Below are 25,370 nucleotides of genomic sequence, written 5' to 3' on the forward strand. Positions count from 1 at the left end.
CCTTCTCATATCCATGGGAGGAAATGACCACGGTCGCTTTCGATCGTGACAATCCCGTTTGTCATGGTGGTAAGTGATGCTTGTTGCGTTTGCAGGCAGGAAACGCCTGTCAGCCTCTCCCTTTGTGGTTGACCCCCAGAAGCTGCTCTTCTCGCTCAGCAGCTTGCTGGCGGCCGCCGCCACGCTGGCCATCGCCTTCTCAGCCAGTTTGCCGCGCCCCTGGTGGGCTCTGTTGACGGTATACGTTACCGCTCAACCCATGGCCGGTGCCTTTCGGCCCAAGGTTCTCTACCGTCTGGGCGGCATACTAACCGGTGCCGCTGTCACGATCCTGCTCGTTCCCAACTTGCAGAACTCGCCCGAACTTCTGGTCTTGTGCCTCGCGGCCTGGACAGGTTTCTGCATCTATCTTGCGGTTCTTGATCGCACCCCGCGTGCTTTCCTGTTCCAGATGGCGGCGTTCAGCTCAGCGGTGATCAGCTTTCCCTATCTCGATGATCCGGGCAATATTTTCGAGACGACAGCCGCGCGCGTGCAGGAGATGACGGTCGCGATCCTGTGCGTGACCGCGGTCCATGCGCTGCTGCAACCCTGGAGCGCGACGCCGGCTATCCGCGCACGCGTCCAATCCTTTCTGGGCCATGCTCGCCGCTGGACGGCCGAAGCGCTTGGCAGTCAGCATACACGCCTCGAGGATGCGCATCGGCGCATGTTGGCGGCAGACGTCACCGAGCTTGGCATGATCGCGGTCCATTTGCCGTTCGATCAGCGCTGGGCGCCCGCGACCCGGCGGCGAGTTACGGCACTGCAACAGCAACTCGCCACCATCCTGCCGCTTGCCTCGGCGGCGGCGAACCGGCTCGATCGCCTGCGCGAAAGCGGCGATCTTCCGCCGGAGCTCGGGGCTTTGCTTGCCGACATCACCGACTGGCTGGACGATGAACAAAGTGAACTGCACCGGGTGGGACCGCTGGTGCGGCGGTGCGAGGCGCTGGCGGAATCCGGGGAGACGCGCGGAGGCTGGAGCGGATTGCTGACCGCGAGCGCCTGCATCCGCATCGCCGAGTTCCTGACCGCTTTGGCGGCGTGCCGAAGACTGGCGGGCAGGATCGGGTCACCGGGGCGACCCAGTGATAAAATTCTCGCCGCAGAACCCTTTTCCCTTGCCCGCGATCATGGCGTCGCCGCGCTGGCGGGACTAGCGACCGCCACGGCGATCGCGCTCTATTGTGCCGTCTGGATCCTGCTTGCCTGGCCGAACGGATCGGCGACGGCTGCCTTTGCCGCGCTCATCACCTGTTCCTTTGCGGCGCAGGACGATCCCGCGCCGGTGATCGGTCGCTATCTCGTGGCGACGCTCAAGACTTTCCCATTGGCGGCCCTCTACCTCTTCGTGATCCTCCCCCGGGTCGATGGTTATGAGATGCTGATCATCACCCTGGCTCCGGCCCTCCTGTGGATGGGCTATATCCAGGCCGATCCCGCGCGCTCGCCGCAGGCCTTGCCGATGTTCTCCTGCTTCATTGTCGCCATGGGCTTTCTTGCGCGATTCCAGGCGGATTTTGCACTGTTCATCAACACCGGGCTGGCGCAACTCGGTGGAATTGTCACCACACTTGCGGTGACGCGGATGTTCCGATCGGCCAATGTTCTGTGGACCGCGCGGCGCATCCTGCGCGCGAACTGGAGTGAGCTTGCCCTGCTTGCCGATATTCGCAGACCCTTCCGCCCGGACCGCTGGACGGCCAGAGCGGTCGACCGGCTCGGGCAGGTGGCTGCGCGCATGGCTGTGGCCACCGCCGGCGATGCGCTCCACGCCGCCGATGGTCTGGCGGACCTCAGGATCGGCCGCAACATCATCCCGATCCGCCGGGCGCTGTCTCATGTCCCGCATGACGTGCGTCACCGCCTGGGCGCGGTACTTGCCGGGCTGACGGTGTTTTATGGCGAGCGCTGGCGGCATGGCCATGCGGATGCGCCGCCGCCTGGGCTGCTCGATCCGATCGATCGGGCCTTGGAGGCACTCCTCAGCCAGCCACTCGACGCGCATCGCCGGCCTGCCTTGCGGGCGCTTGTCGGGATGCGTTGCAATCTCTTCCCGGCCGCCGGAGCACCCGACATCGCTACGGTAAGGGCAGGGGGGGGCGCATGATCGAGGAACTCAATGTGCTCGGCGTCTACATGCCTGCGGCGCTCGTCTGGGGCGTTCTGGCGGCGGTCCTCGTCTATCTTGCGCGGGGGCTCCTGCAGCGCCTGCCGGCTTATCGGCTACTCTGGCATCCGAGCCTGCTCGAACTCGCTCTCTTCATTCTGCTGTGGTGGGGCCTGAGCGCTCTCGCCGATAGCCTTCTCTACCGATGGATCGCTTCCTGACATGCTGCATCGACAAAATCTCCTGCGATCGCTCGCCACGCTCCTCGTCATTTTCGTGATTTTGGGGGGGATATATGCACTGTGGCTGCGTTATCAGGTCGAGCCGGTCACACGCGATGGCAAGGTGCGTGCGGACATGGTACCGGTTGCCGCCGATGTCAGCGGGCTCGTCACCGAGGTGAAAGTCGCCGACAACCAGACGGTTCGAAAAGGCGACGTGCTCTTCATCATCGACCGCCCGCGTTACCGGCTCGCGCTGGAGCAGGCCGAGGCTAATGTGGCAAGCCAGCGCACAGCCCTGACGCAGGCAGTGAAGGAAGATCGGCGCAACCGCGCCATGCCCGAGGTGATCGCCGCCGAAGTGATCGAGCAGGGCACAGCGCGGGTCGAAGGGCTGCGGGCGACGATCGGGCAGGCCGTCGCGGCGCGCGACCTCGCCCGCTTCAATCTCGAACGAACAGTCGTGCGCGCGCCGGTAGACGGGACCGTATCCAACATGTCGCTCCAGCCCGGGGTTTATCTGACCGCCGGCAAGGCTGCGCTGGCGCTGGTCTATGATCACTCGCTCCGTGTTGAAGGCTATTTTGAGGAAACCAAATTGCCGGCGATCCGGGTCGGCGACCCTGCGAGCATCTATCTGATGGGGGTTGCCGACGAGATCGAAGGGCATGTCCAGAGCATCGCGGGCGGTGTTGAGGATCGCGAGCGGGCCGGTGCCGACGGACAATTGGCCAATGTGAATCCGTCCTTCACCTGGGTGCGTCTGGCGCAGCGCATTCCGGTGCGTGTGACGATCGACAGGATTCCGCCCAATGTGCGGATGATTCCGGGCCAGACGGCCACGGTTGTCGTTCATCCGCGCGATGACGGGCGCAGTGTGCACCGGAGCCTGCCATGGTAAGGCGTTCGCTGGTACTGGCGGCCGCAGCCGCCCTGAGTGGATGCACGGTGGTCGGCTCCGACTATCATGTGCCCGACGCCGCGATGGTGAAGTCGCCTATGGCGCAAGGCGCATTTCAATCAGGAAGCGTCGTTACGACACAGGAACCGCTGCCAGATCATTGGTGGCGACTCTACGAGGACCCGGTCCTCGACGGGCTGATCGAACAGGCATTCCTCGCCAATACAGACCTGCGCGTGGCCGAGGCCAATCTCGAACGCAGCCAGGCCTTGCTTGACGAGCGAAATGTGGGCCGGGAGATCCAGGGCAGCGTCAATGCCGAAACAAGCTGGGCCCAGCGCTCGGCGGAAGCCGAGTTGAACCATGTGAAGCCGCCGACGCGGCAAATCTACAATATGGGGATTGGCGCCAGCTATGATCTCGATCTGTTTGGCGGAATAAGGCGTGGGATCGAGGCGGCGAACGCCGATGCCGAAGCGGCCGTCGCAGCGCGCGATCTGGTGCGCGTGACCGTCGCGGCCGAAACGGCGCGCGCCTATGCCGATATCTGCAACGCGGGCTATCAGCGCGATGTGCTGGGTCGTGCGATTGCCGTTCTGGAGCAAAGCGTTCGTCTGACCCGGATCATGGTGTCGCATGGGCGCGCGGCACCCTATGAACTGGACCGGCGGCAAGCCTTGCTCGAAACCAGCAAGGCACGGCTGCCACGGTTGGTGGCGCGTCAGCGCAACGCCCTTTTTCGTGTCACGGCTCTGGCTGGTCGCACGCCGGGCGAAGCGGATACTGGCCTGTTCGCCTGTCACGCATCGCTAGCGCTGAGACGCGTGATCCCCGTTGGCGATGGTGCGGCGCTGCTCAAGCGCCGGCCCGACATCCGTATGGCTGAGCGCCGTCTCGCCGCGACGACAGCGCGGATCGGGGTCTCCACCGCCGATCTCTATCCCGACATCCGTCTGGGAGCATCGGTCGGTTCCACCGGTGCTGCCGCTGATTTCCTGTCGCCGCTCACCAACCGTTTCGGTCTCGGCCCGCTGATCAGCTGGACGCTCAACCGACACGCTGTTCGCGCCCGCATTGCGGCAACAGAAGCCCAAAGCCGCGGCGACCTAGCCGCATTTGATGGCGTGGTGATCAAGGCATTGCGGGAGGTGGAAACGGCGCTGACCAATTATCAGGCCGGGCTTGAGCAGCAGGAAGGTCTCGATCGCGCATCCGCAGATGTCATGCGGGCAGCGCTGCGGATGGGGCAGTTGCGGCGTGGAGGCAAGATCGCGGCGTTGCCCGCGTTGGAGGCCGAACGCGACCAGATTGCGGCGGATCAGGCCGTGGCCGAAGCGCGCGCGGCAATCAATGACGATCAGATTACGCTGTTCCTCGCACTTGGTGGTGGGTGGTCCAACTGATGCCCGATGTGTTTTTCTCCACCGCCAGAAGTTGGATTGCCAGGTTCGCTGCCAGAGCGCGGGCAGCCTTACAGGCCTCGAACGAACGCACTGGTGGACATTTCCCGATGCTGAGCCTGGATATGGCTCATTTCTCCTCGACGGTGCGATCGAGCGTGAGGCTCCCCACCTTGCCATCATCGAGGCGGACGACCGCTGTCCAATAGAGATCGGCTCGGTTGAAGTCATGCACCGTCATCCAGTCGGAATAGACACAGCGGGCGATGGCAGGATCTTTCCGATCGCCCGCGCAACGGGCGCCAGCCTTTTCGAGGATGTCGAGTGCGCTCCAGAAGGACATGCCGAGCGGAATTTCTCTAGAAAGCGTGGTGCGTGTCTTCTCGATGTCATTGTCCCACTGATAGTCGTCTTCGAGAACGCTGAATTGAAATGGGCGCTCTGACTTATCCTTCGCCTGAAGGGTGCAGGGAAGTGAAAGCAGGGCGGCGAGAGCGATGAAAGGCTTGTACATATTGAGCCTTCTAACGAGTTCTAAGCCGCGAAAACCCGCAAAATCTTGAAGTTTCCCATCAAGGATTTTGTTGTTGCCGAGCTGCGCTTCTCCGCGCCTTCGATCTTGAAAACACGGGATGGTTGTAAGAGCAGGCGCGAGATGCTCAGCGCATCGGGGATACAAGAATGACCTGCCCCCCGCTGAGTGGCCCAGAGACTATGATAGTCTGGACCACGAAAGGGACGATGAATGCCGAGCAAGAAGCACAAGCCGGAAGAGATTATCGGCAAGCTGCGTGAAGTTGAGATTGTGCTGGCGCAGGGAGCGAGCACGGCTGAAGCCTGCCGCCGGATCGCGGTCAGCGAGCAAACCTATTATCGCTGGCGGAAGGAATATGGCGGCCTGAAGACGGACCAGGCGCGGCGTATGAAGGATCTGGAGAAAGAGAACCAGCGTCTTCGCCGGGCGATTTCGGACCTGACGCTGGACAAGCTGATCCTGCAGGAGGCTGCCAAGGGAAACTTCTGAGCCCTGCGCGGCGGCGGCGCTGCATCGATCATGTACGACGAGAGCTTCCGGTGTCCGAGCGACGGATATGCCGGGTGCTGGGTCAGCATCGATCGACACAACGCAAGGTGCCGCGCGGGGCGGATGACGAACAGGCGCTGACAGAGGATATCATCGCTTTGGCGAAGCAATATGGCCGTTATGGCTATCGCCGGGTGACGGCATTGCTGTGCCATGCGGGATGGACGGTGAACCATAAACGGGTTGAGCGGATCTGGCGGCGTGAGGGGCTGAAGGTTCCGCTGCGTCAGCCAAAGCGGGGACGCCTGTGGCTCAATGACGGTTCATGCATCCGCCTGCGGCCCGAATATCCGGGACATGTCTGGGCCTACGATTTCGTCGAGGGGCGGACGCATGATGGCCGCAAGTTCCGCATCCTCACGATCATCGACGAGGCCAGCAGGGAATGCCTGGCGCTCATCGTTGCACGGCAGCTCAAGCATGAGGATGTTCTGGCGGCCCTGGCCGACCTGTTCATCTCGCGCGGTCCGCCTGCACATATACGGTCCGATAATGGCAGCGAATTTATCGCGACCGCCGTCCAGAAATGGCTGGGCCAGATCGGCGTGAAGACACTCTACATCACACCGGGATCACCATGGGAGAATGGCTATAACGAAAGCTTCAACGGGTCGCTTCGCGACGAACTGCTCAACGGCGAGATCTTCTACAGCCTCGCGGAGGCCAAGGTACTGATCGAGGCATGGCGGCGGCATTACAACACCGTTCGCCCTCACAGCAGCCTGGGCTACCGACCGCCGGCACCAGAAACGGCGACACCGCCATATCCGGCCTCCGGTTCCGCTTCGCTCCACCTCCGTCCGGATATGGCGGTGATGAGCTTAATGCACTAACAAACCAATCGGTCCACTCGGTGGGGGCAGATCAACCGTCGTCAGCATTTGTGCTGTTTCGTAAGGCTTGGGAATCATGATGCTTTTGGGAACACTATAGAGTGGCCATTCTGCGGCACTATCTCCCGACACATAGATCACAGGAATATCTGGCTGCAGTTCGCGGGCCCGCCACGATACCTCCCATCCATTGGGCCCCAACCCGAGCCTCACATCGGTAATCACCCCTGCAATTTCATGATGGCGGCCATCGAGAATGGTAATCGCCTCTGATCCAGAAAACGCGGGGAGGACGGCATATCCGCCGATTTCCAGCATCTCCTGGACTGTCCAGAGGATCAGCGGTTCGTCCTCCACCACCAGCAGTAATGAGCCGTCTGACACGACATCGCCGCTCCCTGCTAACCCCTGTTCCCACTTGCGGCAGGGAATTATGTCGTGATGCGAACGAAATTGCTGGCGATTAGTTCCCAAAGGCGTCGGCAGCGGGTTCGACGCGCTGCTGATCCTAGCTTGGGTTCTGGGCTGGGTATGACCGGGACTTGGTGCCAACATGGCGTGAACGACCGAGTTCGGCATGACGGTTCGCGCTGCGGGTTTTGAGCAGATCCTGGCGCGAGAGAATGCCGAGCACGCGCCGGGTTTCAGGCTCGATGATCGGAATGCGGCCGATCCCGGATTCGACGATGAGATCGGCGACTACCCCGGTCGGCGTGTCGGGATAGGCAACGGGCTGCGCCGCATCTGAGATTGCATCGACGAGCGGCGTTTGATCGTTGTCGCGGTCGCCCTGCCAGCGCAGGGCATCGGTGCGGGAGACGAGACCCAGCAACCTGCCTTGCGGATCGATCACCGGATAGCTGCGATGCTCGGCTTCGGTTGCGAAGAAGGATACCGCCGCCTCCACGGTCATCGTCCCCGGTAGCGTCGCCGGATCGCGCGTCATGATCTGAGACGCCTGGATGAGGTCAAGGGGATCGACCGTATATTCCTGGAGGATATGCCGGCCGCGCCGCGCGATCTTTTCGGTGAGGATCGATCGCCGCATCAGCAGCACGCTGACGGTATAGGCGCCGCCCGCAGCCGCGATCGTGCATGGGATGGCACTGAAATGTCCGGTGAGTTCGACCGCGAAGATTGCGCCAGTCATTGGCGCACGCATCGCGCCGCTCATAATCCCCGCCATGCCGATCATGGCCCAGAACCCGGGATCGCCGGGTAGAAACTGCCCAAGCAGAAAGCCGGCGGCGCCGCCCAGGATGAGGAGCGGCGCCAGCACGCCGCCTGATGTGCCCGACCCCAAGGCGACCAGCCAGACGATGGCCTTCACGACGAGGAGCGCGGCAACGACCCGGAGCGATAGCGAGGCGTTGAGGAGGGCCTCGATGCTCGCATATCCTGCACCCAGCACATGAGCATCGATGAGACCGCCCAGTCCGACGACGACCGCGCCGATTGCCGGCCACCACATCCAATGAAATGGCAGGCGATGGAAGAGATCCTCGATGCGGTAGAGGGATGTCGACAACAGCGCGGCTTCTAGACCGACGATGAGACCGATCCCACCCGAAGCGAGCAGAGCCCAGCTTGCTTGCGGGGCGATCGCCGTCATGGGGAACATCGGTCCTGATCCGAGCAGCAGGGGGCGCCAGGCAAAGGAAATGAGCGCCGCGACGAGCACGGGGACGAAGCTGCGCGGTTTCCATTCGAACAGGAGCACTTCGACGGCCAGCAATATCGCGGCGAGCGGCGTACCGAAGATCGCGGTCATGCCGGCCGCCGCGCCGGCCACGAGCAGCGTCTTGCGTTCTGCTGCGCTGAGGTGGAAGCATTGAGCGAAAAGGGAGCCAATGGCACCGCCCGTCATGATGATCGGCCCTTCCGCGCCGAATGGACCGCCGCTGCCGATCGAGATCGCCGAGGACAAGGGTTTGAGCAGCGCGACCTTGAGCGACAGTCGGCTCTCGCCGAACAGGATCGTCTCGATCGCCTCGGGAATGCCATGGCCGCGGATCTTGTCCGACCCGAACCGCGCCATCAGACCCACGACAAGGCTGCCGACGACGGGGATCACCACCACCAGCCAGCCCACCGATGCATCGGTGATCACCGAATGATCAGCAGAAAGACGACCGAACCAGAAGAGATTGGTGGCGATCGCAATGAGTTTGACCAGCACCCACGCGCCAAAGGCGCCGCCCGTTCCGACCACGATGGCCATGATCGCCAGCATGACCATGCGGCGGTCGACACTATGGTCGGCGAGTTGATGGCCTTCGACGGCGCGCGGAGGTGTCAGCGACATGAATCGACATTATCCTGTAAAAATGAGTACGCGCCCACTATATCGCATTGCGATACAGTTCAACCAGTGAGGATCATTTGAGGCAAAAGGATAAATTGTTGGGAGATGCCGACTATGCGGCGCTGGCCTCGTTTCGCCACGCCATTCGCCGCTTCCAGGCGTTCAGCGAGGAAAGGGCCATTGAAGTCGGATTGACGCCGCAGCAGCACCAGGCGCTGCTCGCGATCCGGGGCTGTCCGCCGGAAGAAGCCACCGTCGGGCATGTCGCGGAACGTCTGATATTAAAGCCGCACAGCGCCACGGGTCTGATCAATCGCCTCGAGGCGTTGGAGCTGATTACGCGTGAAGCGGCCGCCACTGATCGCAGGCGGGCGCTGCTGCGCCTCACCTCCAAGGCCTATGCCCTGCTCGACTCCCTGTCCGCCGTCCATCGTGAGGAAATCCAGCGCCTGCGGCCGGTCTTCACCGGCATCTTCGAACAGCTGGGGCGAACAAGCACGATTTAATCCAAATTTCATGTTCTAAAATATGAATAACATTCATTAGTCTTATGGTAATTTACCCGGCACAGTCCGATTTCCAGAGTGAAGACGCTTCACGACAACAGCGCCCGGAGAGGATCCCGCGAAAGCAGGCCGGAGCGCGGGAACGGAGACGGCAGCCGAGGACAAGTGTATGATGCGGAGTGAGCATCCAGGGGAGTCCCTGGCCCTGGAGCAATGGCGATCGGCTCAGGATCTGACCGCATCGCTGACGACAGCGCAGGCGTCTTGGTCTAGCGGCTACTTCACCAGGTTAGACGCCGGCGCGCGGCCCCCCTACCGCAGCCGGCGTCTTTCCGAAGTTCGGTCAGGCCGGTCACTTACTAAATTATTCGGCACGAGAACGGGCAATTTGGCCGAGCCCGCATCGTGCGCGAAGTAACCGAGGTACACCTCTTCAATGACTGAATCCAAGGATCAGGTGCCTTGCGCCCAGACGATCGCCGCCGCGCACGGCGTTGCCAGCGATGCTGCCTTTGGAGCGGTCGCCCCACCGCTTTATCTTTCGAGCACCTATGAGTTTGCTGGCTACGATCAACCGCGTTCCTACGATTACGGCCGGGCAGGCAATCCGACCCGCGACCTTCTTGCCGAGGCGCTTGCAAGGTTGGAGGGCGGGGCCGGGGCGATCATGACATCGAGCGGTATGGCAGCTCTCGACCTTCTTGTCGGACGATTGGGGCCAGGCGATCTCATCCTCGCGCCGCATGATTGCTACGGCGGTACGATGCGTCTGTTGAAGGCGCGCGCGAACCGGGGGCATTGCGTTGTCCGGTTCGTTGATCAGGGTAACGAGAGCGCCTTTGCCGCAGCGCTGGAGGACGTTCCGGCGCTGGTTCTCATCGAGACGCCGAGCAATCCCCTGATGCGGGTTGTCGATATCGCGGAGCTCGCCGCGAAATCGCGCGCGGCAGGGGCAACAGTTGCCGTCGACAATACCTTCCTCTCGCCAGCCATCCAGCAGCCGATCGCGCTGGGCGCCGACTATGTCATCCATTCGACGACCAAATATCTCAACGGCCATTCCGATGTAATCGGCGGCGCGGTGGTCGCGGCCGATCCGGGGCAAGCTGAGGAACTGCGCTATTGGGCAAATGTCGTTGGGAGCACCGGCGCGCCGTTCGATGCCTGGCTCACCCTGCGCGGCCTTCGTACGCTGTTTGCCCGGATGGAGCATCAACAGCGCAATGCGATGATTGTTGCGCAATATCTCGAACGGCATCCGGCAGTATCTCAAGTCCACTATCCAGGTCTTGCTGCCCATCCAGGCCATCGGATCGCCTCACGCCAGCAGCGCGGTTTTGGCGCGATGCTGAGCTTTGAACTCGCGGGGGGAACGGAAGCAGTTCGGGGGTTTGTCGCTGCGGTCCGCTATTTTACGCTCGCGGAATCGCTGGGTGGGATTGAGAGCTTGGTCGCACATCCGGCGACCATGACCCATGCCGACATGGGCGAGGAGGCGCGCGCAAGAGCGGGCATCAGTGACAGCCTGCTGCGGCTTTCGGTCGGCCTCGAAGCAGAGCAGGATCTGATCGTCGGGCTCGAACAGGGATTGGCAGCATGCGCAGCATGAGTGCGGGCAAGAGTTCTGGCACCTACAGGAGGAAAACGTGCCTGGATATGTATGGACCGTAGATGCCTTTGGGCTGCTTCTTGCGCTGCTCGGCTTCAACATGGCGTTTCGACAGGTCAGTTTCAGACGCGCTATCGGACGCCCGAAACCGCCGGCGAGCTCGCTGCGAGCGGGAAATGAGGATGAGGATCCGCTCACCTATATTCTGCGGATCGCCGGGGTCATGATGATGGTTTTCGGCATCGCGATTGGCGGAATGCTGACGCTATTCAATATGGCGTAGCCGGGACCGAAGAGGAAGGCGGAGGTGCCCCACGGGCAAGGTTCAATCTCAAATCGCTCCCGACTGGCATGTCGCTCAATGGTTTGATGCCGATTAAGGGTCGGCGCTCCCCGACCTCCAAGGCCGGGTGATCTCGTTGTACGCCTTCCAGATGCTTTGTTCGGGGTTGTTCCAGCGAGCCATAGGCTCGCCATGGTCCAGTCCTACAAACCATGGTAGCCTACGCCATGCAAGGAACGCCATCGTCGGCCCTGATCGATCAATGCGGTCGCCTACGCAAACACAGCTTCGGAATTGAAGACGACATGCGTGTGGATGCCGATATGGCTCTTCTCTTGGCGGAACCGGAGCGGATTGATGACGCATGAATATGATGATCCGATCGATCCCGAGGGAGTAGCAGAAGCCGTTCGTTACATCGCCGAACGTCACCGTGCTGAAGATCGACCTCTTGAGCAGCTTGTCGAAGAGGTCATGCTCGAACGCTTCTGCGGTTGCGTAACGTCGGCGAACGAAAGTCGCAGCACTCCGATTCTGGCCGGCCTCAAGCTGGAGATCGCGCGCCAAGTGCGTGTGCTCGTCGCAAGCGGCGAGCTCATCGACGAGATCGATGAAGCTTCGATCGCATCTTTCCCGGCAAGCGATCCTCCGGCCTGGGTTGGACATAAACCTGGCAAAGACAGTTGATGGGTAAGATACAGATCAAGCGGATCTATACGCCTCTCGCACCAGGCGATGGCTGCCGCGTGCTTGTCGATCGGCTGTGGCCGAGAGGCGTCTCCCGCCAGACCGCAGCACTCGATCTGTGGCTCAAGGACATCGCACCCAGTCCAGATCTGCGAGGATGGTTCGGCCACGATCCCGCACGTTTCGACGTCTTTCGGCAAAAATACCGGGATGAGTTGTCCCATAACACCGAAGTGGTTGAGCTACTGCTCGGTCTCGCGAAAAAGCAGGATGTCACGCTGCTTTACGCAGCACGCGATCCTGTGGTGAACCATGCCGCCGTCCTCGCGGAGTTTCTGGCAGATCGTCAATGACCTAAAAATCCGCGAATTTGGACGCTTGGTATACACTTGCCCAATAGCGGTGTGATGGACGGATAGACGTTAACCGGTGCGAGCAGCCTGTCCGGAAAGGCCTGCATGCACGGGCAGAAGCCAAACTCTTGCGGGGCGCGCAGAGCGGCCGCCCGCCAGAGCCGGTGTAATGTTCATCGATCCTGAGATCGGCGCCATGACTGGTGAGGTCGTCGCGAATGATAGGCGACGGTGCGTGCTGACTAACACGGCCAGTGCCGCGCGCTAGCTGGCGTCGCAAATATAAGCGCCATCGGCCCACAGGAGTTGATCGCGCATCACGTCTTGCCTCAATGTCCCCATATCGTTGCCGTGCGATACGCTTTATCTGAGGGCATAGGTAAGCGTATGGCCTCTGGAGTGTTGCGGCGGATTGGATTCGGCGTTGATTGACCTTCGTTAAGGAGTCCCTTTCTGGACTCCAGAAGGAGGCTAAGTGAAGGATCGGGTAGCTCACCGTTACAAGATGCAGCGGAGCCGCGGATAAGCGTTCGTTCATTGTTCGCCCTGGCCTGCTGCCGGCTTGATGGACTCCGAGATAAGGTGTTTTCATCAACCGGAGAGCGAGGATGCACAAATGCCTGCACAGATTGAAATCCCTCTGCTGGATGACCAACAAGGGATGATGGTCAGGGAAATGCCGCAGGACGCCTTGGCGATAAACGCCGTTTTCGAGATCGACACCCTGATCTTTCCACCCGCATCATGTGACGACCAAGCGTCGATCAAGGACAGAAGCATGATCCTCAAGCCAATCTATCATGCACCTGACACCCAATGACAGAAGGTGCACATAATGCTGGTTGCCACGAACGGCATTGTCTCCATTTCAATGCGGAATATTCTGGTTATGATGTAAATTTATTTCATTTGTCGTGTGCTCCAGTTCGCGCGAGTGCGGTTTTCATCAAGGATGAGGAGGGCTCCGATCCTGCCCCAGTATCTTGATGATCAGGGAAACTGCATTGGAATTTGATGAGGCAAAAGTGCGACAGAAACTTCAGGTGTCCTTCGGTCCCGATTTTCGAATTGCTCCGGATCCAGCAAAGAGGTGGATAAAATTCACGCCGGAGACGAGCCATTATGTTTCCGTGCCGGCCCTACTGAACGAGCTACCGATACGGGCAGTTCTGGACACTGGGGCCACCCGAAGCGTCATCAGTCCCACAACCTTGTCAGTTCTCGGCCTTAAGTCTGTCGGTGCAATCAATGCGATGTTCTTCACGACGAGCGTGAAGATGCCCATATATCGCTTGCGGAGCCTTAGAGTAGGGGGAGTCGCTGCCCTCAACCTGGAGGTCGGCTGTCACAAGTTGGCGATGCTCGAGCATGCCTTCCCTGGTGAGCATGCCATGCTTGTAGGCCGGGACTTTCTGGCGCAAGCTGTTCTTGAATGTCAGTTCCCCCGGCATCGGGCCCGCATCACCAGCACACCTGCTATCGAGAGCGACTCATCCTATCGCAGACTGGAACTTTCTCACAGTTTGTGCGGTCTTCCGGTCGTGCCGACAATTGTAGAAGAAAGGTTTCCGGAACAGACATTGATTGACTTGGGCAGCAACGCGACCTGCACAATCTCGGCTGAATATGCGCAGCAGGCTGGCCTCCTGGATCGTACGGTATCAACTACGCTCAGCGCCGGGCTTGAAGGCGACGTTGTCGGGCGGCAGATAACACTTCGCTCCCTCGAGATCGGAGGGTACGAGCTACGCGAGGTGCCCGCATGCATCATCGGCGACTGGAAGTTCGATGCGCCGATAAATCTGGGCTGGCCTGCTTTTATCGGGTTCGATCTGGCTTTCCTGTTCGGCCGTGAACTGCGCATCCGTGGGTATGAGGATGAGCTTTCCAGACCATTGGCTCGGGATCGCTCCGGTATCGGCGCCCAGCGGTTCACCGATCATCTGCTGGTGCGGCATGTGTCGCGTAATAGTCCCGCTGAAGCGGAAGGCCTGATTGCAGGGCACCGGATCGTGGCAATCGATGGCCGCGGCATCGATCTGGACTATCCCGTAAGAGGCCAGCGTCTGGGTGGGAAGCCTGCTGGCAGTCGGATTCAACTGACGCTGGACGGTGGTCGCCTTATCAACTTGGAGCTTCGGGACTATTTTTGAAGCTGGCCACTGAACCGCACCGAGATTGCCGGAGGCCAGTTTTCTTAAATTAGGCAGCCAGTGGGACGTCGTCTGTTCTGCCCCCACCGAGTGGACCGATTGGTTTGTTAGTGGATTAAGCCCATCGCCGCCATATTCGGACGGAGGTGGAGCGAAGCGGAACCGGAGGCCGGATATGGCGGTGTCGCCGTTTCCGGTGCCGGCGGTCGGTAGCCCAAGCTGCTGTGAGGGCGAACGGTGTTGTAATGCCGCCGCCATGCCTCGATCAGCACCTTGGCCTCAGCAAGGCTGTAGAAGATCTCGCCGTTGAGCAGTTCGTCGCGAAGCGATCCATTGAAGCTTTCGTTATAGCCATTCTCCCATGGTGATCCCGGCGTGATGTAGAGCGTCGTCACGCCGATCTGCCCCAGCCATTTCTGGACGGCGGTCGCGATAAATTCGCTTCCGTTGTCGGACCGTATATGTACCGGAGGACCGCGAGAAATGAACAGGTCAGCCAGCGCCGCCAGCACATCCTCGTGTTTGAGCTGCCGGGCAACGATGAGTGCCAGGCACTCCCTGCTGGCCTCATCGATGATGGTCAGGATCCGGAACTTGCGGCCATCGTGCGTGCGCCCTTCGACGAAGTCGTAGGCCCACACATGCCCGGGATACTCAGGCCGTAGGCGGATACATGATCCGTCGTTGAGCCACAGGCGTCCCCGTTTGGGCTGGCGCAGCGGGACCTTCAGTCCTTCGCGTCGCCATATCCGCTCGACCCGTTTGTGGTTCACCGTCCACCCAGCATGGCACAGCAACGCCGTCACCCGGCGGTAGCCATAGCGACCATATTGCTTCGCCAACGCGACGATGTCCTCCGTGAGCGCCTGTTCGTCATCCGCCCCACGCGGCACCTTGCGCTGTGTCGATCGATGCTGCCCTAGCACCCGGCATATCCGTCGCTCGGACACCCGGATCGGCAAATCTTGTCGCAACTGATCGATGCAGCGCCGCCGCCGCGCGGGGCTTAGAAGTTTCCCTTGGCAGCTTCCTGCAAGATCAGCTTGTCCAACGTCAGATCCGAAATCGCCCGGCGTAGCCGCTGGTTCTCTTTCTCCAGATCCTTCATCCGCCGCGCTTGGTCGGTCTTCAGGCCGCCATATTCCTTGCGCCAGCGATAGTATGTCTGCTCGCTGACTGCGATCCGGCGGCACGCCTCTGCTGTCGAGGCTCCCTGCGCCAGCACAATCTCAGCTTCACGCAGCTTGCCGATAATCTCTTCCGGCTTGTGCTTCTTGCTCGGCATTCATCGTCCCTTTCGTGGTCCAGACTATCATAGTCTCTGGGCCACTCAGCGGGGGGCAGATCACATAACGTCAGGATGATAACACAAATTATGTAAATCGATTGAATCGAAAGTCGGAAGAGAGCAAATACGATCCGAAGGCAGGCCACGCTCAACAGTCGGCATAAACAATGGTGGGAATGCCGGATATGAAGCGTGGCAGTTGAATGCCGGAGCGCTTTGCGGGCGTTTTCAAAAAATTAATTCTGTGTCCGCCGTTTTGAGCGATATGGTATTATTGGTCGAGGCGGCGATCCAAACTCAATAACGTTGAGAGCGTTTTGCGTCCCATCAGGTGACAGTGGAAGCTGATATCAAACTCGATGGCGTCGCCGAGCGGTCTGGAATTGTCCGGGTGGCTGAGACGTATGTTCAGGTCTTGCTGTGACTAAAGGTCTTGGCCCGTGCCTCAAGGCATCGGTAACCCTCACGCCCGGCATTTTTCTTCAATTCTGCCGCTTGCGTTGGTGCGCGCCATACTTAAGATCGCAAATGCGCCTACAGAGGGCGTGAAGGCGAACCAACTGCCTTCCAGGAAAAATTGCTCGGTGCATGCATCCGGGCCGCTGGCGTGAATGTCCAGGCCTCAGGCTAAAGACGCCGGTAATCGATTCCAAGTGTTGGCCCCGCTCGGCGTTCGTCGTGCGGTCTCCCGTTGGAGATATGCCCGTGGTTTTGGGCAAGAGCAACGCGCCTTTCGTGCGCGTATTCGAAACCTGCTTCATTGCAGGCGGGGCGGTCTCATGCGCCTGAACATCGATGAAGATTGTCCGGCAAGGCTCGGTGAGGGCGACCCTCTACCACCTGAAGATCGGGTCCAAGCCCCCAAAGGGAACTGGATCGACCGGCTCTACCGCTCGCATCGCGCCAAGCTTATTCGCTTTGCTATGCGGCATACGCAGCCGGACCGTGCACCCGATGTCGTTCAACAGCTGTTCGTCCGGCTCGCGGCCAGGGGACAGGCAGATCCATTGGAAGTGGAAGCGCCGGATGCATATTTACGCCAGGCAACGATCAATCTGATCCGAAGCGAAGCGCGGTACGACCGCCGCCGCTGCGCCAGCCTCCACGTCTGTTCGGACGATGTCCCCATTGCCGATGTTGATGGTGTCGCGTCATCCGAGGCCCGCGATATGCTTGCCCGGCTTGAGGCGATCATGGCCGAACTGGCGCCGCGCACGCGCGAGATCTTCCTCGCACACCGATTCGATGGCTTTACCTACGGAGAGATTGCTGCGCGGACGGGGCTGAGCGTAAAGACCGTCGAGAAGCACATGAGCCGGGCGATCGGGCATGTCACTCAGCGGCTTGAGCCATGAAAGCGGCGAGAAAAGTAGGCGATAGAGCGATGAAAATGGAATGAGCCTCGAGCAGGATGCCGATGACTGGTTCATTAGGATGCGGCGGTCGGACGCAGAGAGCATCCGCGCCGAGTTCAATGAATGGCGTGCCGACCCTGAGCACGCAGAAGCGTATGAGCGCAGGGTGCGGTCATTCGACACGATGATGTTTCTCGCCAGCACAGGCACTGTCCGAAACAGGGATCTCGGTGCCGCAAAACCCTGGCTGTTGCGACCTTCGTTCCGGAAGTACGCGGCTACCGCGGCCGGCCTCATACTGCTTGGGGTTTTCGTTCCCATTCTCATCCACCGTGGTTGGGACGTGCCGGAAGTGGTCTCACGGATGGAAGTGGCTTCACTTGAGGAAGCGCCGCGCCGGATATCGCTACCGGACGGCTCGACGGTCATCCTCGATAGGGGATCGCGGATGCAGATTTCCTTTGATGGGCGGCAGCGGCGGCTGCGGTTGCTCGCCGGGCGCGCGCGTTTTGCCGTGGCACATGAGAAGACAAGGCCCTTCATCGTCGAGGCAGGGGCGGGCAGGGTGATCGCGCACGGCACGATCTTTGACGTGGAACTGGCGCAGGCGATTGTGAGGGTTGCTCTGCTGCAAGGCGCCGTCGAAGTGCGCGATGCCAGCGGCGGGCATGGTCGCAAGCGACAGGAGCTCGCAGCAGGCCAGAGGGTGGGGATCGAAAGAGGCTCCGTCGGCAAGCCCACGCCGATCGTCGCTGCCGATAGCCAGTGGCCCAATGACATGCTGGTCCTTGACGGTGTGGATATCGGGGAGGCCGTCACTGCATTCAACCGCACTGCTCCCATGCCTGTCCTTTACGAGGCATCGCCGAGCCGGTCCATGAAAGTCACTGGAGCCTTCAGACGATCGGATCCGGAAAGCTTCGCGCGGCAAGTGGCGAGGACGTTCGGTCTTGGTTTCGAAGCGCGCGAAGACGGCAGCTTTGCGATCGTGGATAGTTGAGGTCGCGCCTTCCTAAAAAATATTACGCCTTTGCGTAGGGTGTTTTTTCAAGGACGGAGATCCTCCTCTGAAGGGTTCTGCTGAGAGCAGACCTCGGGGACGGAGGTTCACAAGTGCGTTATCACCTACTGGCGTGCTGCAGCATGGCTGCGGCCGCGACAATGATCTGTGCGCCGGCTTCAGCGAAGGCCGATGTTCGGACAGAAGTCCACCTGCCGGCGCAGCCGGTTTCGGCAACGCTACAGGACATTGGACGTATCTTCGGGCGCAACGTTGGCGCCGATGATGTCGTGGTTCGGGACCGGATGGCATCGCCGGTCGATGGTAATCTGACGTTCGAAGAGGCCGTCAGCACGGCTTTGTCCGGCACCGGGCTTAAATTCAGCCCATCTGCGGGCGGCGTGATCGTCAGCAAGCGGTCCGAAAACGATGGCGATGAGGGCGGCATTGTCGTGACTGGGTCGCGCATTCGCGGCGCGCCGGTTACCTCGGTACAGTTGACCTATGGCCGGGAGGAGATGCGCAATGCCGGACAGGCAAGCGCGGCAGACGTGATCCGTGCGATCCCGCAGAACTTCTCCGGAGGTCAGAATCCTGGCGTCGGTGCCAATGTCACGGGCGGCAAGAGTGTGGACATGGGGGGCGGATCGTCCATCAATCTTCGCGGGCTGGGGAGCGATGCGACGCTGACGTTGCTCGACGGTCGCCGTCTGAGCTTCGATGCGGCCATCCAGAGCGTCGATGTTTCGGCGATACCGTTCGGCGCTATCGAACGCCTCGATGTGGTGCCGGACGGTTCCTCCGCATTGTTCGGTTCGGATGCAGTAGCGGGCGTTGCCAACATCATCCTGCGCCGCAATTTCGATGGGCTCGAGACCACGGTACGGATCGGGAGTTCGACCGATGGCGGCAATTTCCAGCAGCAGTACGGCGCGACGCTTGGTCAGGTCTGGTCCTCCGGCAGCGCGATGATTTCCGCGGAATACGGCAGCAATTCCGGAATCTGGTCGAGCCAGCGCACCTATCTTCAAAGCCGCTCCCCGGGGCTCGAGGTCTATCCGGCTCTGCGCCACCATAATGCCGCGATCACTGTGCGGCAGGAACTGGCGCCTGGGCTGACGTTCGATCTCGACGGCATCTACAACAAGCGGCGGCGAGAGCAGACGATGCCGCTCAATGCCGCAGGCAACCTGTCGGTGAGCCGGTACGACTTGCTGCAGAAGACCGAGTTCTGGGCGGTCGCTCCCTCGCTTCGGCTTGAGCTTCCCGCCGACTGGGAAATCTCGCTGGCAGGGAGCTACGGCTGGAACAAGGTCTACTACGAGGGGACTTTTACCTATGGCACCGTGGCCTCGAGCGCCGGGTACGGGTTCTATCGCAATGAGACCGGCAACATCGAACTGAGCGGCAATGGCAAGATTGTCGAGCTTCCTGCCGGTGCTGTCAAAATCGCGCTGGGCGGCGGCTTCAGGCAGGACAAGTTCCTTCGCAATACCTTTCGCGGCCTCACCGAGCATGTCGACGAGACTCGGGACAGCTATTATGCCTTCGGTGAACTGAGCGTTCCTGTCATTGCGCCGGACCAGCAATCGGCATTGGGCAAGAGCCTCGATCTGAGCCTTGCTGCGCGTTACGAGCATTATTCCAGTGTGGGTTCGGTCACGACGCCGAAGCTCGGCCTCATTTACGCGCCGCTATCCGATGTCACGCTCAAGGCGAGCTGGGGCAAGTCCTTCCGCGCGCCGACATTCTACGAGCAGTATATGCCGATGCCCGGCTACCTTTATAACGCCACCACCTACGGCGGCACATCGGGCACCGTCATCTATGTGGTCGGCGGCAATCCCGACCTCAAGCCCGAGCGCTCGACCAACTGGTCGGCGACCTTGGCCTTGCATCCGGCGGCTCTGGACGGTGCGGAACTCGAGGTCAGCTATTTCAACATTCGCTATCGGAACCGCATCGTTACGCCGATGGCCTATCCCCGGCAGGCACTGACCAATCCGGCCTACGCGGACTACGTCACGCTCAATCCCGATGAGGCGACGCAAAGTTCAGTCATCGATCGGATGGTGACGTTCACCAATTATTCGAGCGGGGCCTACGATCCGGCCAATGTGGTCGCGATCATCGACAATTCCAACATCAATGCGGGGCGTCAGAACATCTACGGGATCGATGTCCTTGGGCGCTACGCCTTCGATCTCGCCGATGGCCGCGTGAGCGCAGCGATCAACGGCAGCTATCTTCACAGCGAACAACAGAATCAGGCAGGACAGGCGTTTACCCAGCTTGCGGGTACGCTGTTCAATCCGCCGCATTTCCGAGGGCGAGGGGAGCTCGGCTGGGCGAAGGGCGGCGTCACGCTCACCGCCGCTGTCAACTACATCGGCTCGGTCGAGGACAGGCGTACGGCAACACCGGCGAAAGTCGCGAGCATGGTGCCGGTCGATTTCACTATTCGGTATCGGATCGGGGAGGAACGGGGCCTGCTTGCGGGCATCGATGTGATCTTCTCGCTGCAGAACGCCTTTAACGACAAGCCCGATACGATCGCCACGAGCGCCTACACCGATACGCCCTACGACAGCACGAACTATTCGCCCTTCGGCCGGGTCGTCAGCCTTTCGGTGACCAAGAAATGGTAAGGGCGATAACCAGTCTGCTCGCGATTGCGATCGCGAGCCTTTCCGCCGGCTCAGCTCAAGCCGCGTGCGATGACATATTGCCGGGCCGTGCCGTCACGGGGGAGCGACGCGACATCGAGCCGGCAGACCTCGTTCGGCTGCGGGATGTCGGGTACAGCGATGTGATACCCGGGCCGGGCAGTCCTTTCGCACTGTCTCCCGACGGACGGCTCCTTGCCTTTGTCGTCAAGCGTGCAGATCCGGCCGCAAACACGACCTGCAGCGCACTCGTGGTGGTGCCGGTCGGCGAGGCTGCGGGCGGCCGAACGGCCAAAGGCGGGACGGACAATGCTCGGATCCTGGATAGGGGCGGCGCCCTGCCTCTGGTGGCGGGTGTCTACCGGGGGCTGTTTATCACTTCCGGCTTTTCTCAGCAGATCACGCCGGTATGGTCGCCCGACGGCAAGTCGCTGGCCTATCGCAAGAAGGTCGACGGCGTGGTCCAGATCTATCGGGCGCCCCTCGATGGCAGCGGAGCAAGCCCGATTACCCATTCGGATATCGATGTCGAAGATTTCTCCTGGTCGCCCGACGGGTCGCAGATAACTTACCTCGCCAGACCAGGGCAGCTCGAATCGAAGCGCCGGACGGAGGCCGCAGGCCTGACCGGATGGCTCTACGATTCGAGCGTACTTCCCCATGAATCCTGGAACCCGCGACCCTGGGTTCGAACCATCCCCCTGGTCGCCTTCACTACTGACCTTGCAACAGGCAAGACGAGGCCGGCGACCGAGGACGAGCGTAGGCGTGTTTTGCCGGAAACACCGCCGGGCACCGCTTACGACCTCATGGCGAAGTCCCCAGTCGGCGCCATGGCATGGACTGAGCGGGCCGGGCCCAATCCCGATGCCGAGCAACGGCTCTGGGGGATGCTCGCAGGTGGCAAGAAGCAAGCCTGCGCGCATGCCGAATGTGCAGGACGCATTGTACAGGCATGGTGGGACACACGAGGGACTTCGGTGCTCTTCCTGCGCCGCCAGGGGTGGAACCGGGAGGAGTGGGCGCTCTATCGCTGGACTCCCGCATCGCAGAGATTGGTCTCGATCACCCGCACCCTGGATGCACTGACGGGGTGCCTCCCGGCGGGTACAGATCTGATTTGCGGCCGAGAGAATGCGGTCATGCCCCGGCGCGTAGTTGCGATCGATACGAGATCGGGCAAGAGCCGCACAATCTTCGATCCCAATCCGGAATTCGGGCAATTCAGGCTGGGCAAGGTACAGCGGCTGCGTTGGACGAACAACCTCGGTCTTCGTGCTTGGGGGGATCTCGCTTTGCCTCCCGGCTACGATGGCAAGACGCGGCTGCCGTTGGTGATCGTCCAGTACCATAGCTTCGGGTTTTTGCGTGGCGGAACCGGTGACGACTATCCGATCCTGCCTCTCGCAGCCAAAGGCTTCGCCGTGCTGAGCTTCGACCGGCCACCGACTGTGTCATCAATCGATCCCGGCGTGAAAAATTGGGACGACGCCCTTGCCGTGCAGTTCAAAGGCTGGGCAGACCGGCGGAGCATTTTCTCGTCGCTGGACCGCGGCATCGACAAGGCTATCGCGACAGGCGTTGTCGATCCCGGGCGGATCGGCATCACCGGACTTAGCGACGGGGCATCGACTATCGAGTTTGCCCTCGTCAATTCGCACCGCTTCGCTGCCGCAGCCATGAGTACGTGCTGCGATGACATGCTCAGTTCGCTGGTGCTGGGCGGGTTTGCCTGGGGCGAGAACAACATCAAGCTTGGGCTTCCGCCCTCGGTGGACAACGATCGGGAGTACTGGCGCCCGGTTTCTCTCTCGGTCAACGCGCGCAAGATCGACACGCCGCTCCTCATGCAATTGGCGGATCGGGAAAGTTTACTTGCACTGCCTGCGCTGGGTGCGCTTCGGGAGGCCGGCAAGCCCGTCGAAATGTTTGTCTACCCCGATGAGTATCACAACAAGTGGCAGTCGGCGCACCGGCTCGCCACTTACGAGCGTGCGATCAACTGGTTCGCCTATTGGCTGAGAGGCGAGCGCGATCCCGACCCGGCAAAGCAGGAGCAATATGCCCGGTGGGACAGGCTTCGCACGCTGCGGGACGAGGCAGTGAACGGTTCTGTGGGGCAGGGCAGTGCCCGCTAGTTCGCTATGATCCCGCGCGCCCAGGATTCCGCGTCCACCAATTGCAGGATTCGGCCATAAGTTGTCCCCTTGAGGCGCTCCGTGTCCCTGAGTGCCTTGGCGAGCGCGGCTGTGTCGATCACGCCCGCGCTCGCCAGAACGCCGTCGAGAAGGTGGGAGGTCATCGCGTCCCTGTTGCGCTCCAGCAGTGCAAACAGGAAGCTCTCCGGCGTCCCTTTGCCATTCCTCCAGGCGATCCCAGGCGGCAGAAGGTCCTCGTAGCCCTTGCGAGCGGCGGCGCGATTGTTGCCGCGTGCAAACCAGCGCCAGCTGGGAATCGCGAGGCAGTGTTCGATCAGCGGCTGGGTGACCAGCGGAGATATGCAGTTCTGCTTGGTGCCGTAAGGTCCGTCCTCCACATAGCCTTGGGCTGCAATAAGGATCGCGATATGGGCCCCTCGGCCTGGCAGTTCGGCTTCGCCCGGAGCCAGCCATGGGTGCGAGGCAGCGGTGCTTGCCAATGCCTGGATATCCCGCGTCAGCAAGCGGCGATCGACCGGCCATGGATAGGGGCGTGCTCTCGACCACGACCGCCGAATGGCTTTCCAGCGCACCTTCCACTGGGAGGTCTGGGCCAGATGTCCAATGTCTTCGCAGACCCGGCGGAAATGGCGGATGCCTCCCGGATCGAGCAGGCAATCTGCGGCGGGGGATACCGATCGCAGTGAGCAGAACACGTTGTCCCCGCCCCCGCCGTCGACGATGCCATCGCAACCAAGCTCATCCGCCACGCTTGCGGCGGCAGCGTAAATCAGTTGCTCGTACCCCCTCGTGACCGGACGCGGCAGTCGGACGGCGCCGGTTCTTGCAAAGTCGTATTCGCCGATCGTCATGGATCTCATTTCAAGATGGCAACCCAGGTGCCGGGCAACGAGACCGGCATATTCGCGCTCGTCTCCGGCCCGGTCCCGGGTGGCGAGGTTGAGGCAGGCAAAGTTCCTGCCCTGCGCGCTGAGGCTGGCTGCGACAATGGAGGAATCGAGGCCGCCGGAAAGCAGGAGCAGCGGGTTTTCGAGCTCCGCCGTTCGGCTTGCGATCGAGACCATGCACTGGTGCCGAAGGCGGCGCGATGCGTCCTCGAGATCATCGATGCAGCGGTCGGGGCCGACGAAACGCCAGGGGGACCAAATTCCTTCTGGTGGCCTCCAAGACGTGCCGATGGAAAGCCGGGATCCACCCTGTACTTCCTCAATTCCGCAAAGCGATGTGGTAGGATGGCGCATGTCGCCTGCCAGCAACTGCCGTCCGATCGCTTCGGGATCGAGGGCCAGTGGCTCACCGCTGGCTGCCCGCAGGAGATCGATATCCGAAGCGGCTATAACCCCGCTTCCCTTTCGCCGGTATAGGCATGGCAGTCGCCCGAAGGGTGCGCGAAGGAGTACAGCGCCTTCTGCAGTCCTTATGACCGAAACCCATGCTCCCCAGAATGCCTCGAACAACCTGACGCCGCCCGATTTCAGGACGGTGGCGCGCGCTTCAGCGGTAAGTTCCTCGAGCGCTGCGCGGGAGCCGGATTGATGGAGCGGGCCGATGAGTATGCCGGCGTCTCCGAGATGGATGATCCTGGCTGAGGGGCTGCAAGCCACGACGATCTCGCAGGTGTCCAGCACCACTTCGAGCCCCGCCGCTGTCGCGGCGACGAGCAGCCTGCTGCGATCGGTATCGCTGATCGCGATGCCGGCAAGGTAGGAGGCCTGCATCATACGACGAGGATCGGCGTGAACATGCGGGTCGTCTCCAGCCGCTCGACCACGACGGTTCTGTCGACCTGAACCCAGGCATGCGCCTTGAATGGCGTGAGGCGAACGCCGAGAAACAGAAGCGGGCTCACCCCGACCGACACCAGTCGGTGCGCGATTGCGAGCGACCAGGGCAGGCACCGTCCGTGAGCGCTCATCCACCGAGCGCATGCCGCAAACGAGCTCGCGACACCACATGTGTAGATGGCTTCAGCGTCAATCGCCGCGCGGGCTGGGAGTGCCGACTTACGTGTGGCGAGGTGCTGGATGGCTGACGCAAGGTTCCCGGTTTTCAGCGCCAGATGAGATCTCGCCAGCCAGCCCGCTGCTGCGAGTGTGTCGGATGCAGTGGTGGAGCGCTGGCTGTCTCCAGTTAGCGCCTCGATGGCCTCAGGTGCGGGGCAAGCGCTTATGCCTCCACTCGTGTCTGCCGGGTCGAGCAGGCACGCTGCCAGAAAGGGCGGGAGGCGGGCCGGTTCGGTTTCGCCGCCATTCGCCACGTGCAGGAAGGCCGCCTCCAGCGTCGGCGACAGGCCGAAATACCGGTCCGCGAACAGATCGAGAAACACTGGCCTTTCTTCGACCATACAGAACGATATTCCGCTGCGCAGCGCGTAGGGCATATGCAGGCCTCCATGTGCCGTGACGAAAATGGGCG

Annotated in this window: 23 protein-coding genes; 17 read left to right on the forward strand and 6 right to left on the reverse strand. The window is 61.3% G+C overall.

What is annotated here, in order from left to right; translation table 11 throughout:
• Nucleotides 1-76 precede the first annotated feature (76 nt).
• From CA833_RS19280 to CA833_RS19295, 4 genes are read left to right on the forward strand one after another with little or no spacing between them, the layout of a single operon-like run.
• The gene (locus CA833_RS19280; RefSeq protein WP_207081225.1) at nt 77-2,152 is read left to right on the forward strand and encodes an FUSC family protein; all 2,076 of its coding nucleotides are present in this window, start codon (nt 77-79) and stop codon (nt 2,150-2,152) included.
• Nucleotides 2,149-2,373, forward strand: coding sequence for a DUF1656 domain-containing protein (locus tag CA833_RS19285; protein WP_054435086.1), 225 nt, complete (start codon nt 2,149-2,151; stop codon nt 2,371-2,373). The genes CA833_RS19280 and CA833_RS19285 overlap by 4 nt, the downstream gene beginning before the upstream one ends.
• Before the next feature lies 1 nt (nt 2,374).
• The gene (locus CA833_RS19290; RefSeq protein WP_054435082.1) at nt 2,375-3,274 is read left to right on the forward strand and encodes an efflux RND transporter periplasmic adaptor subunit; all 900 of its coding nucleotides are present in this window, start codon (nt 2,375-2,377) and stop codon (nt 3,272-3,274) included.
• Nucleotides 3,268-4,677 (forward strand): efflux transporter outer membrane subunit, encoded by a 1,410-nt coding sequence (locus CA833_RS19295; RefSeq protein ID WP_207080813.1) that lies wholly within the window; start codon nt 3,268-3,270, stop codon nt 4,675-4,677. The genes CA833_RS19290 and CA833_RS19295 overlap by 7 nt, the downstream gene beginning before the upstream one ends.
• Before the next feature lie 127 nt (nt 4,678-4,804).
• Here CA833_RS19295 and CA833_RS19300 read toward each other — a convergent pair whose 3' ends face one another.
• Nucleotides 4,805-5,188 (reverse strand): hypothetical protein, encoded by a 384-nt coding sequence (locus tag CA833_RS19300; RefSeq protein ID WP_054435077.1) that lies wholly within the window; start codon nt 5,186-5,188, stop codon nt 4,805-4,807.
• Between the two features lie 231 nt (nt 5,189-5,419).
• On the opposite strand from CA833_RS19300, the gene CA833_RS19305 reads away from it, so the two are divergent.
• A protein-coding gene (locus CA833_RS19305; RefSeq protein ID WP_207079409.1) for an IS3 family transposase occupies nt 5,420-6,591 on the forward strand; the annotation gives its coding sequence in 2 pieces (ribosomal slippage) (nt 5,420-5,684 and nt 5,684-6,591; 1,173 coding nt in all).
• Here CA833_RS19305 and CA833_RS19310 read toward each other — a convergent pair.
• Nucleotides 6,580-6,975, reverse strand: coding sequence for a response regulator (locus tag CA833_RS19310; protein WP_207080814.1), 396 nt, complete (start codon nt 6,973-6,975; stop codon nt 6,580-6,582). The two genes, CA833_RS19305 and CA833_RS19310, sit on opposite strands and share 12 nt — an antisense overlap.
• Before the next feature lie 124 nt (nt 6,976-7,099).
• Nucleotides 7,100-8,896, reverse strand: coding sequence for a chloride channel protein (locus CA833_RS19315; RefSeq protein ID WP_207080815.1), 1,797 nt, complete (start codon nt 8,894-8,896; stop codon nt 7,100-7,102).
• 95 nt (nt 8,897-8,991) lie between these two features.
• On the opposite strand from CA833_RS19315, the gene CA833_RS19320 reads away from it, so the two are divergent.
• The 8 genes from CA833_RS19320 to CA833_RS19355 all read left to right on the forward strand — a co-directional run bounded on the left by CA833_RS19320 (nt 8,992) and on the right by CA833_RS19355 (nt 14,487).
• The gene (locus tag CA833_RS19320) at nt 8,992-9,402 is read left to right on the forward strand and encodes a MarR family winged helix-turn-helix transcriptional regulator (protein ID WP_054435072.1); all 411 of its coding nucleotides are present in this window, start codon (nt 8,992-8,994) and stop codon (nt 9,400-9,402) included.
• A gap of 436 nt (nt 9,403-9,838) precedes the next feature.
• Nucleotides 9,839-11,011 carry a cystathionine gamma-synthase gene (gene metB, locus CA833_RS19325; RefSeq protein WP_207080816.1) on the forward strand — a complete coding sequence of 391 codons (1,173 nt, stop codon included), beginning with the start codon at nt 9,839-9,841 and terminating at the stop codon, nt 11,009-11,011.
• Nucleotides 11,012-11,048: 37 nt separating this feature from the next.
• Nucleotides 11,049-11,294, forward strand: a complete 246-nt coding sequence (locus CA833_RS19330; RefSeq protein ID WP_054435065.1) for a hypothetical protein — start codon at nt 11,049-11,051, stop codon at nt 11,292-11,294.
• A 212-nt stretch (nt 11,295-11,506) separates the two neighbouring features.
• Nucleotides 11,507-11,662, forward strand: coding sequence for a hypothetical protein (locus tag CA833_RS27015; protein WP_242526542.1), 156 nt, complete (start codon nt 11,507-11,509; stop codon nt 11,660-11,662).
• Nucleotides 11,652-11,981 (forward strand): hypothetical protein, encoded by a 330-nt coding sequence (locus tag CA833_RS19340; RefSeq protein ID WP_207080817.1) that lies wholly within the window; start codon nt 11,652-11,654, stop codon nt 11,979-11,981. The genes CA833_RS27015 and CA833_RS19340 overlap by 11 nt, the downstream gene beginning before the upstream one ends.
• On the forward strand, nt 11,981-12,334 hold the full coding sequence (locus CA833_RS19345; RefSeq protein WP_054435059.1) for a DUF488 domain-containing protein: 354 nt from the start codon (nt 11,981-11,983) through the stop codon (nt 12,332-12,334). The genes CA833_RS19340 and CA833_RS19345 overlap by 1 nt, the downstream gene beginning before the upstream one ends.
• Before the next feature lie 616 nt (nt 12,335-12,950).
• Nucleotides 12,951-13,154, forward strand: a complete 204-nt coding sequence (locus CA833_RS19350) for a hypothetical protein (RefSeq protein ID WP_207080818.1) — start codon at nt 12,951-12,953, stop codon at nt 13,152-13,154.
• A gap of 184 nt (nt 13,155-13,338) precedes the next feature.
• Nucleotides 13,339-14,487 carry an aspartyl protease family protein gene (locus CA833_RS19355; RefSeq protein WP_207080819.1) on the forward strand — a complete coding sequence of 383 codons (1,149 nt, stop codon included), beginning with the start codon at nt 13,339-13,341 and terminating at the stop codon, nt 14,485-14,487.
• A gap of 107 nt (nt 14,488-14,594) precedes the next feature.
• On the opposite strand, the gene CA833_RS19360 is transcribed toward CA833_RS19355, so the two are convergent.
• Nucleotides 14,595-15,772 (reverse strand): IS3 family transposase gene (locus tag CA833_RS19360; protein WP_207080820.1). Its coding sequence is split into 2 segments (ribosomal slippage): nt 14,595-15,508 and nt 15,508-15,772, totalling 1,179 coding nucleotides; the frame shifts between segments, so codons are not numbered across the junction.
• 782 nt (nt 15,773-16,554) lie between these two features.
• Here CA833_RS19360 and CA833_RS19365 point away from each other — a divergent pair.
• The 4 genes from CA833_RS19365 to CA833_RS19380 all read left to right on the forward strand — a co-directional run bounded on the left by CA833_RS19365 (nt 16,555) and on the right by CA833_RS19380 (nt 22,934).
• Nucleotides 16,555-17,130, forward strand: a complete 576-nt coding sequence (locus CA833_RS19365; protein ID WP_207080821.1) for an RNA polymerase sigma factor — start codon at nt 16,555-16,557, stop codon at nt 17,128-17,130.
• A 40-nt stretch (nt 17,131-17,170) separates the two neighbouring features.
• Nucleotides 17,171-18,130, forward strand: a complete 960-nt coding sequence (locus tag CA833_RS19370; protein ID WP_207080822.1) for a FecR domain-containing protein — start codon at nt 17,171-17,173, stop codon at nt 18,128-18,130.
• Nucleotides 18,131-18,435: 305 nt separating this feature from the next.
• Nucleotides 18,436-20,778: a TonB-dependent siderophore receptor gene (locus tag CA833_RS19375; protein ID WP_207080823.1), complete on the forward strand. Its 2,343-nt coding sequence runs from the start codon at nt 18,436-18,438 to the stop codon at nt 20,776-20,778.
• Nucleotides 20,772-22,934: an Atxe2 family lasso peptide isopeptidase gene (locus tag CA833_RS19380; RefSeq protein ID WP_207080824.1), complete on the forward strand. Its 2,163-nt coding sequence runs from the start codon at nt 20,772-20,774 to the stop codon at nt 22,932-22,934. Before CA833_RS19375 ends, CA833_RS19380 begins: the two co-directional genes overlap by 7 nt.
• Here the strand turns inward: CA833_RS19380 and CA833_RS19385 are convergent.
• Together CA833_RS19385 and CA833_RS19390 are read right to left on the reverse strand one after the other, a co-directional pair.
• On the reverse strand, nt 22,931-24,676 hold the full coding sequence (locus tag CA833_RS19385) for an asparagine synthase-related protein (RefSeq protein ID WP_207080825.1): 1,746 nt from the start codon (nt 24,674-24,676) through the stop codon (nt 22,931-22,933). The genes CA833_RS19380 and CA833_RS19385 overlap by 4 nt on opposite strands.
• Nucleotides 24,673-25,335 carry a lasso peptide biosynthesis B2 protein gene (locus CA833_RS19390; RefSeq protein WP_207080826.1) on the reverse strand — a complete coding sequence of 221 codons (663 nt, stop codon included), beginning with the start codon at nt 25,333-25,335 and terminating at the stop codon, nt 24,673-24,675. The genes CA833_RS19385 and CA833_RS19390 overlap by 4 nt, the downstream gene beginning before the upstream one ends.
• Between the last annotated feature and the right edge of the window lie 35 nt (nt 25,336-25,370).

It is taken from the genome of Novosphingobium sp. KA1 (assembly GCF_017309955.1).
In the GTDB taxonomy this organism is placed as follows: domain Bacteria; phylum Pseudomonadota; class Alphaproteobacteria; order Sphingomonadales; family Sphingomonadaceae; genus Novosphingobium.

Bases quoted from the DNA above. Each gene is read 5' to 3' on its own strand.
- CA833_RS19370 (WP_207080822.1), top strand. From the start codon at position 17,171: ATGAGCCTCGAGCAGGATGCCGATGACTGGTTCATTAGGATGCGGCGG.
- CA833_RS19385 (WP_207080825.1), bottom strand. From the start codon at position 24,676: ATGATGCAGGCCTCCTACCTTGCCGGCATCGCGATCAGCGATACCGAT.
- CA833_RS19380 (WP_207080824.1), top strand. From the start codon at position 20,772: ATGGTAAGGGCGATAACCAGTCTGCTCGCGATTGCGATCGCGAGCCTT.
- CA833_RS19350 (WP_207080818.1), top strand. From the start codon at position 12,951: ATGCCTGCACAGATTGAAATCCCTCTGCTGGATGACCAACAAGGGATG.
- CA833_RS19300 (WP_054435077.1), bottom strand. From the start codon at position 5,188: ATGTACAAGCCTTTCATCGCTCTCGCCGCCCTGCTTTCACTTCCCTGC.
- CA833_RS19280 (WP_207081225.1), top strand. From the start codon at position 77: ATGCTTGTTGCGTTTGCAGGCAGGAAACGCCTGTCAGCCTCTCCCTTT.
- CA833_RS19295 (WP_207080813.1), top strand. From the start codon at position 3,268: ATGGTAAGGCGTTCGCTGGTACTGGCGGCCGCAGCCGCCCTGAGTGGA.
- CA833_RS19290 (WP_054435082.1), top strand. From the start codon at position 2,375: ATGCTGCATCGACAAAATCTCCTGCGATCGCTCGCCACGCTCCTCGTC.
- CA833_RS19340 (WP_207080817.1), top strand. From the start codon at position 11,652: ATGACGCATGAATATGATGATCCGATCGATCCCGAGGGAGTAGCAGAA.
- CA833_RS27015 (WP_242526542.1), top strand. From the start codon at position 11,507: ATGGTAGCCTACGCCATGCAAGGAACGCCATCGTCGGCCCTGATCGAT.
- CA833_RS19285 (WP_054435086.1), top strand. From the start codon at position 2,149: ATGATCGAGGAACTCAATGTGCTCGGCGTCTACATGCCTGCGGCGCTC.
- CA833_RS19345 (WP_054435059.1), top strand. From the start codon at position 11,981: ATGGGTAAGATACAGATCAAGCGGATCTATACGCCTCTCGCACCAGGC.
- metB (WP_207080816.1), top strand. From the start codon at position 9,839: ATGACTGAATCCAAGGATCAGGTGCCTTGCGCCCAGACGATCGCCGCC.
- CA833_RS19375 (WP_207080823.1), top strand. From the start codon at position 18,436: ATGGCATCGCCGGTCGATGGTAATCTGACGTTCGAAGAGGCCGTCAGC.
- CA833_RS19365 (WP_207080821.1), top strand. From the start codon at position 16,555: ATGCGCCTGAACATCGATGAAGATTGTCCGGCAAGGCTCGGTGAGGGC.
- CA833_RS19390 (WP_207080826.1), bottom strand. From the start codon at position 25,335: ATGCCCTACGCGCTGCGCAGCGGAATATCGTTCTGTATGGTCGAAGAA.
- CA833_RS19315 (WP_207080815.1), bottom strand. From the start codon at position 8,896: ATGTCGCTGACACCTCCGCGCGCCGTCGAAGGCCATCAACTCGCCGAC.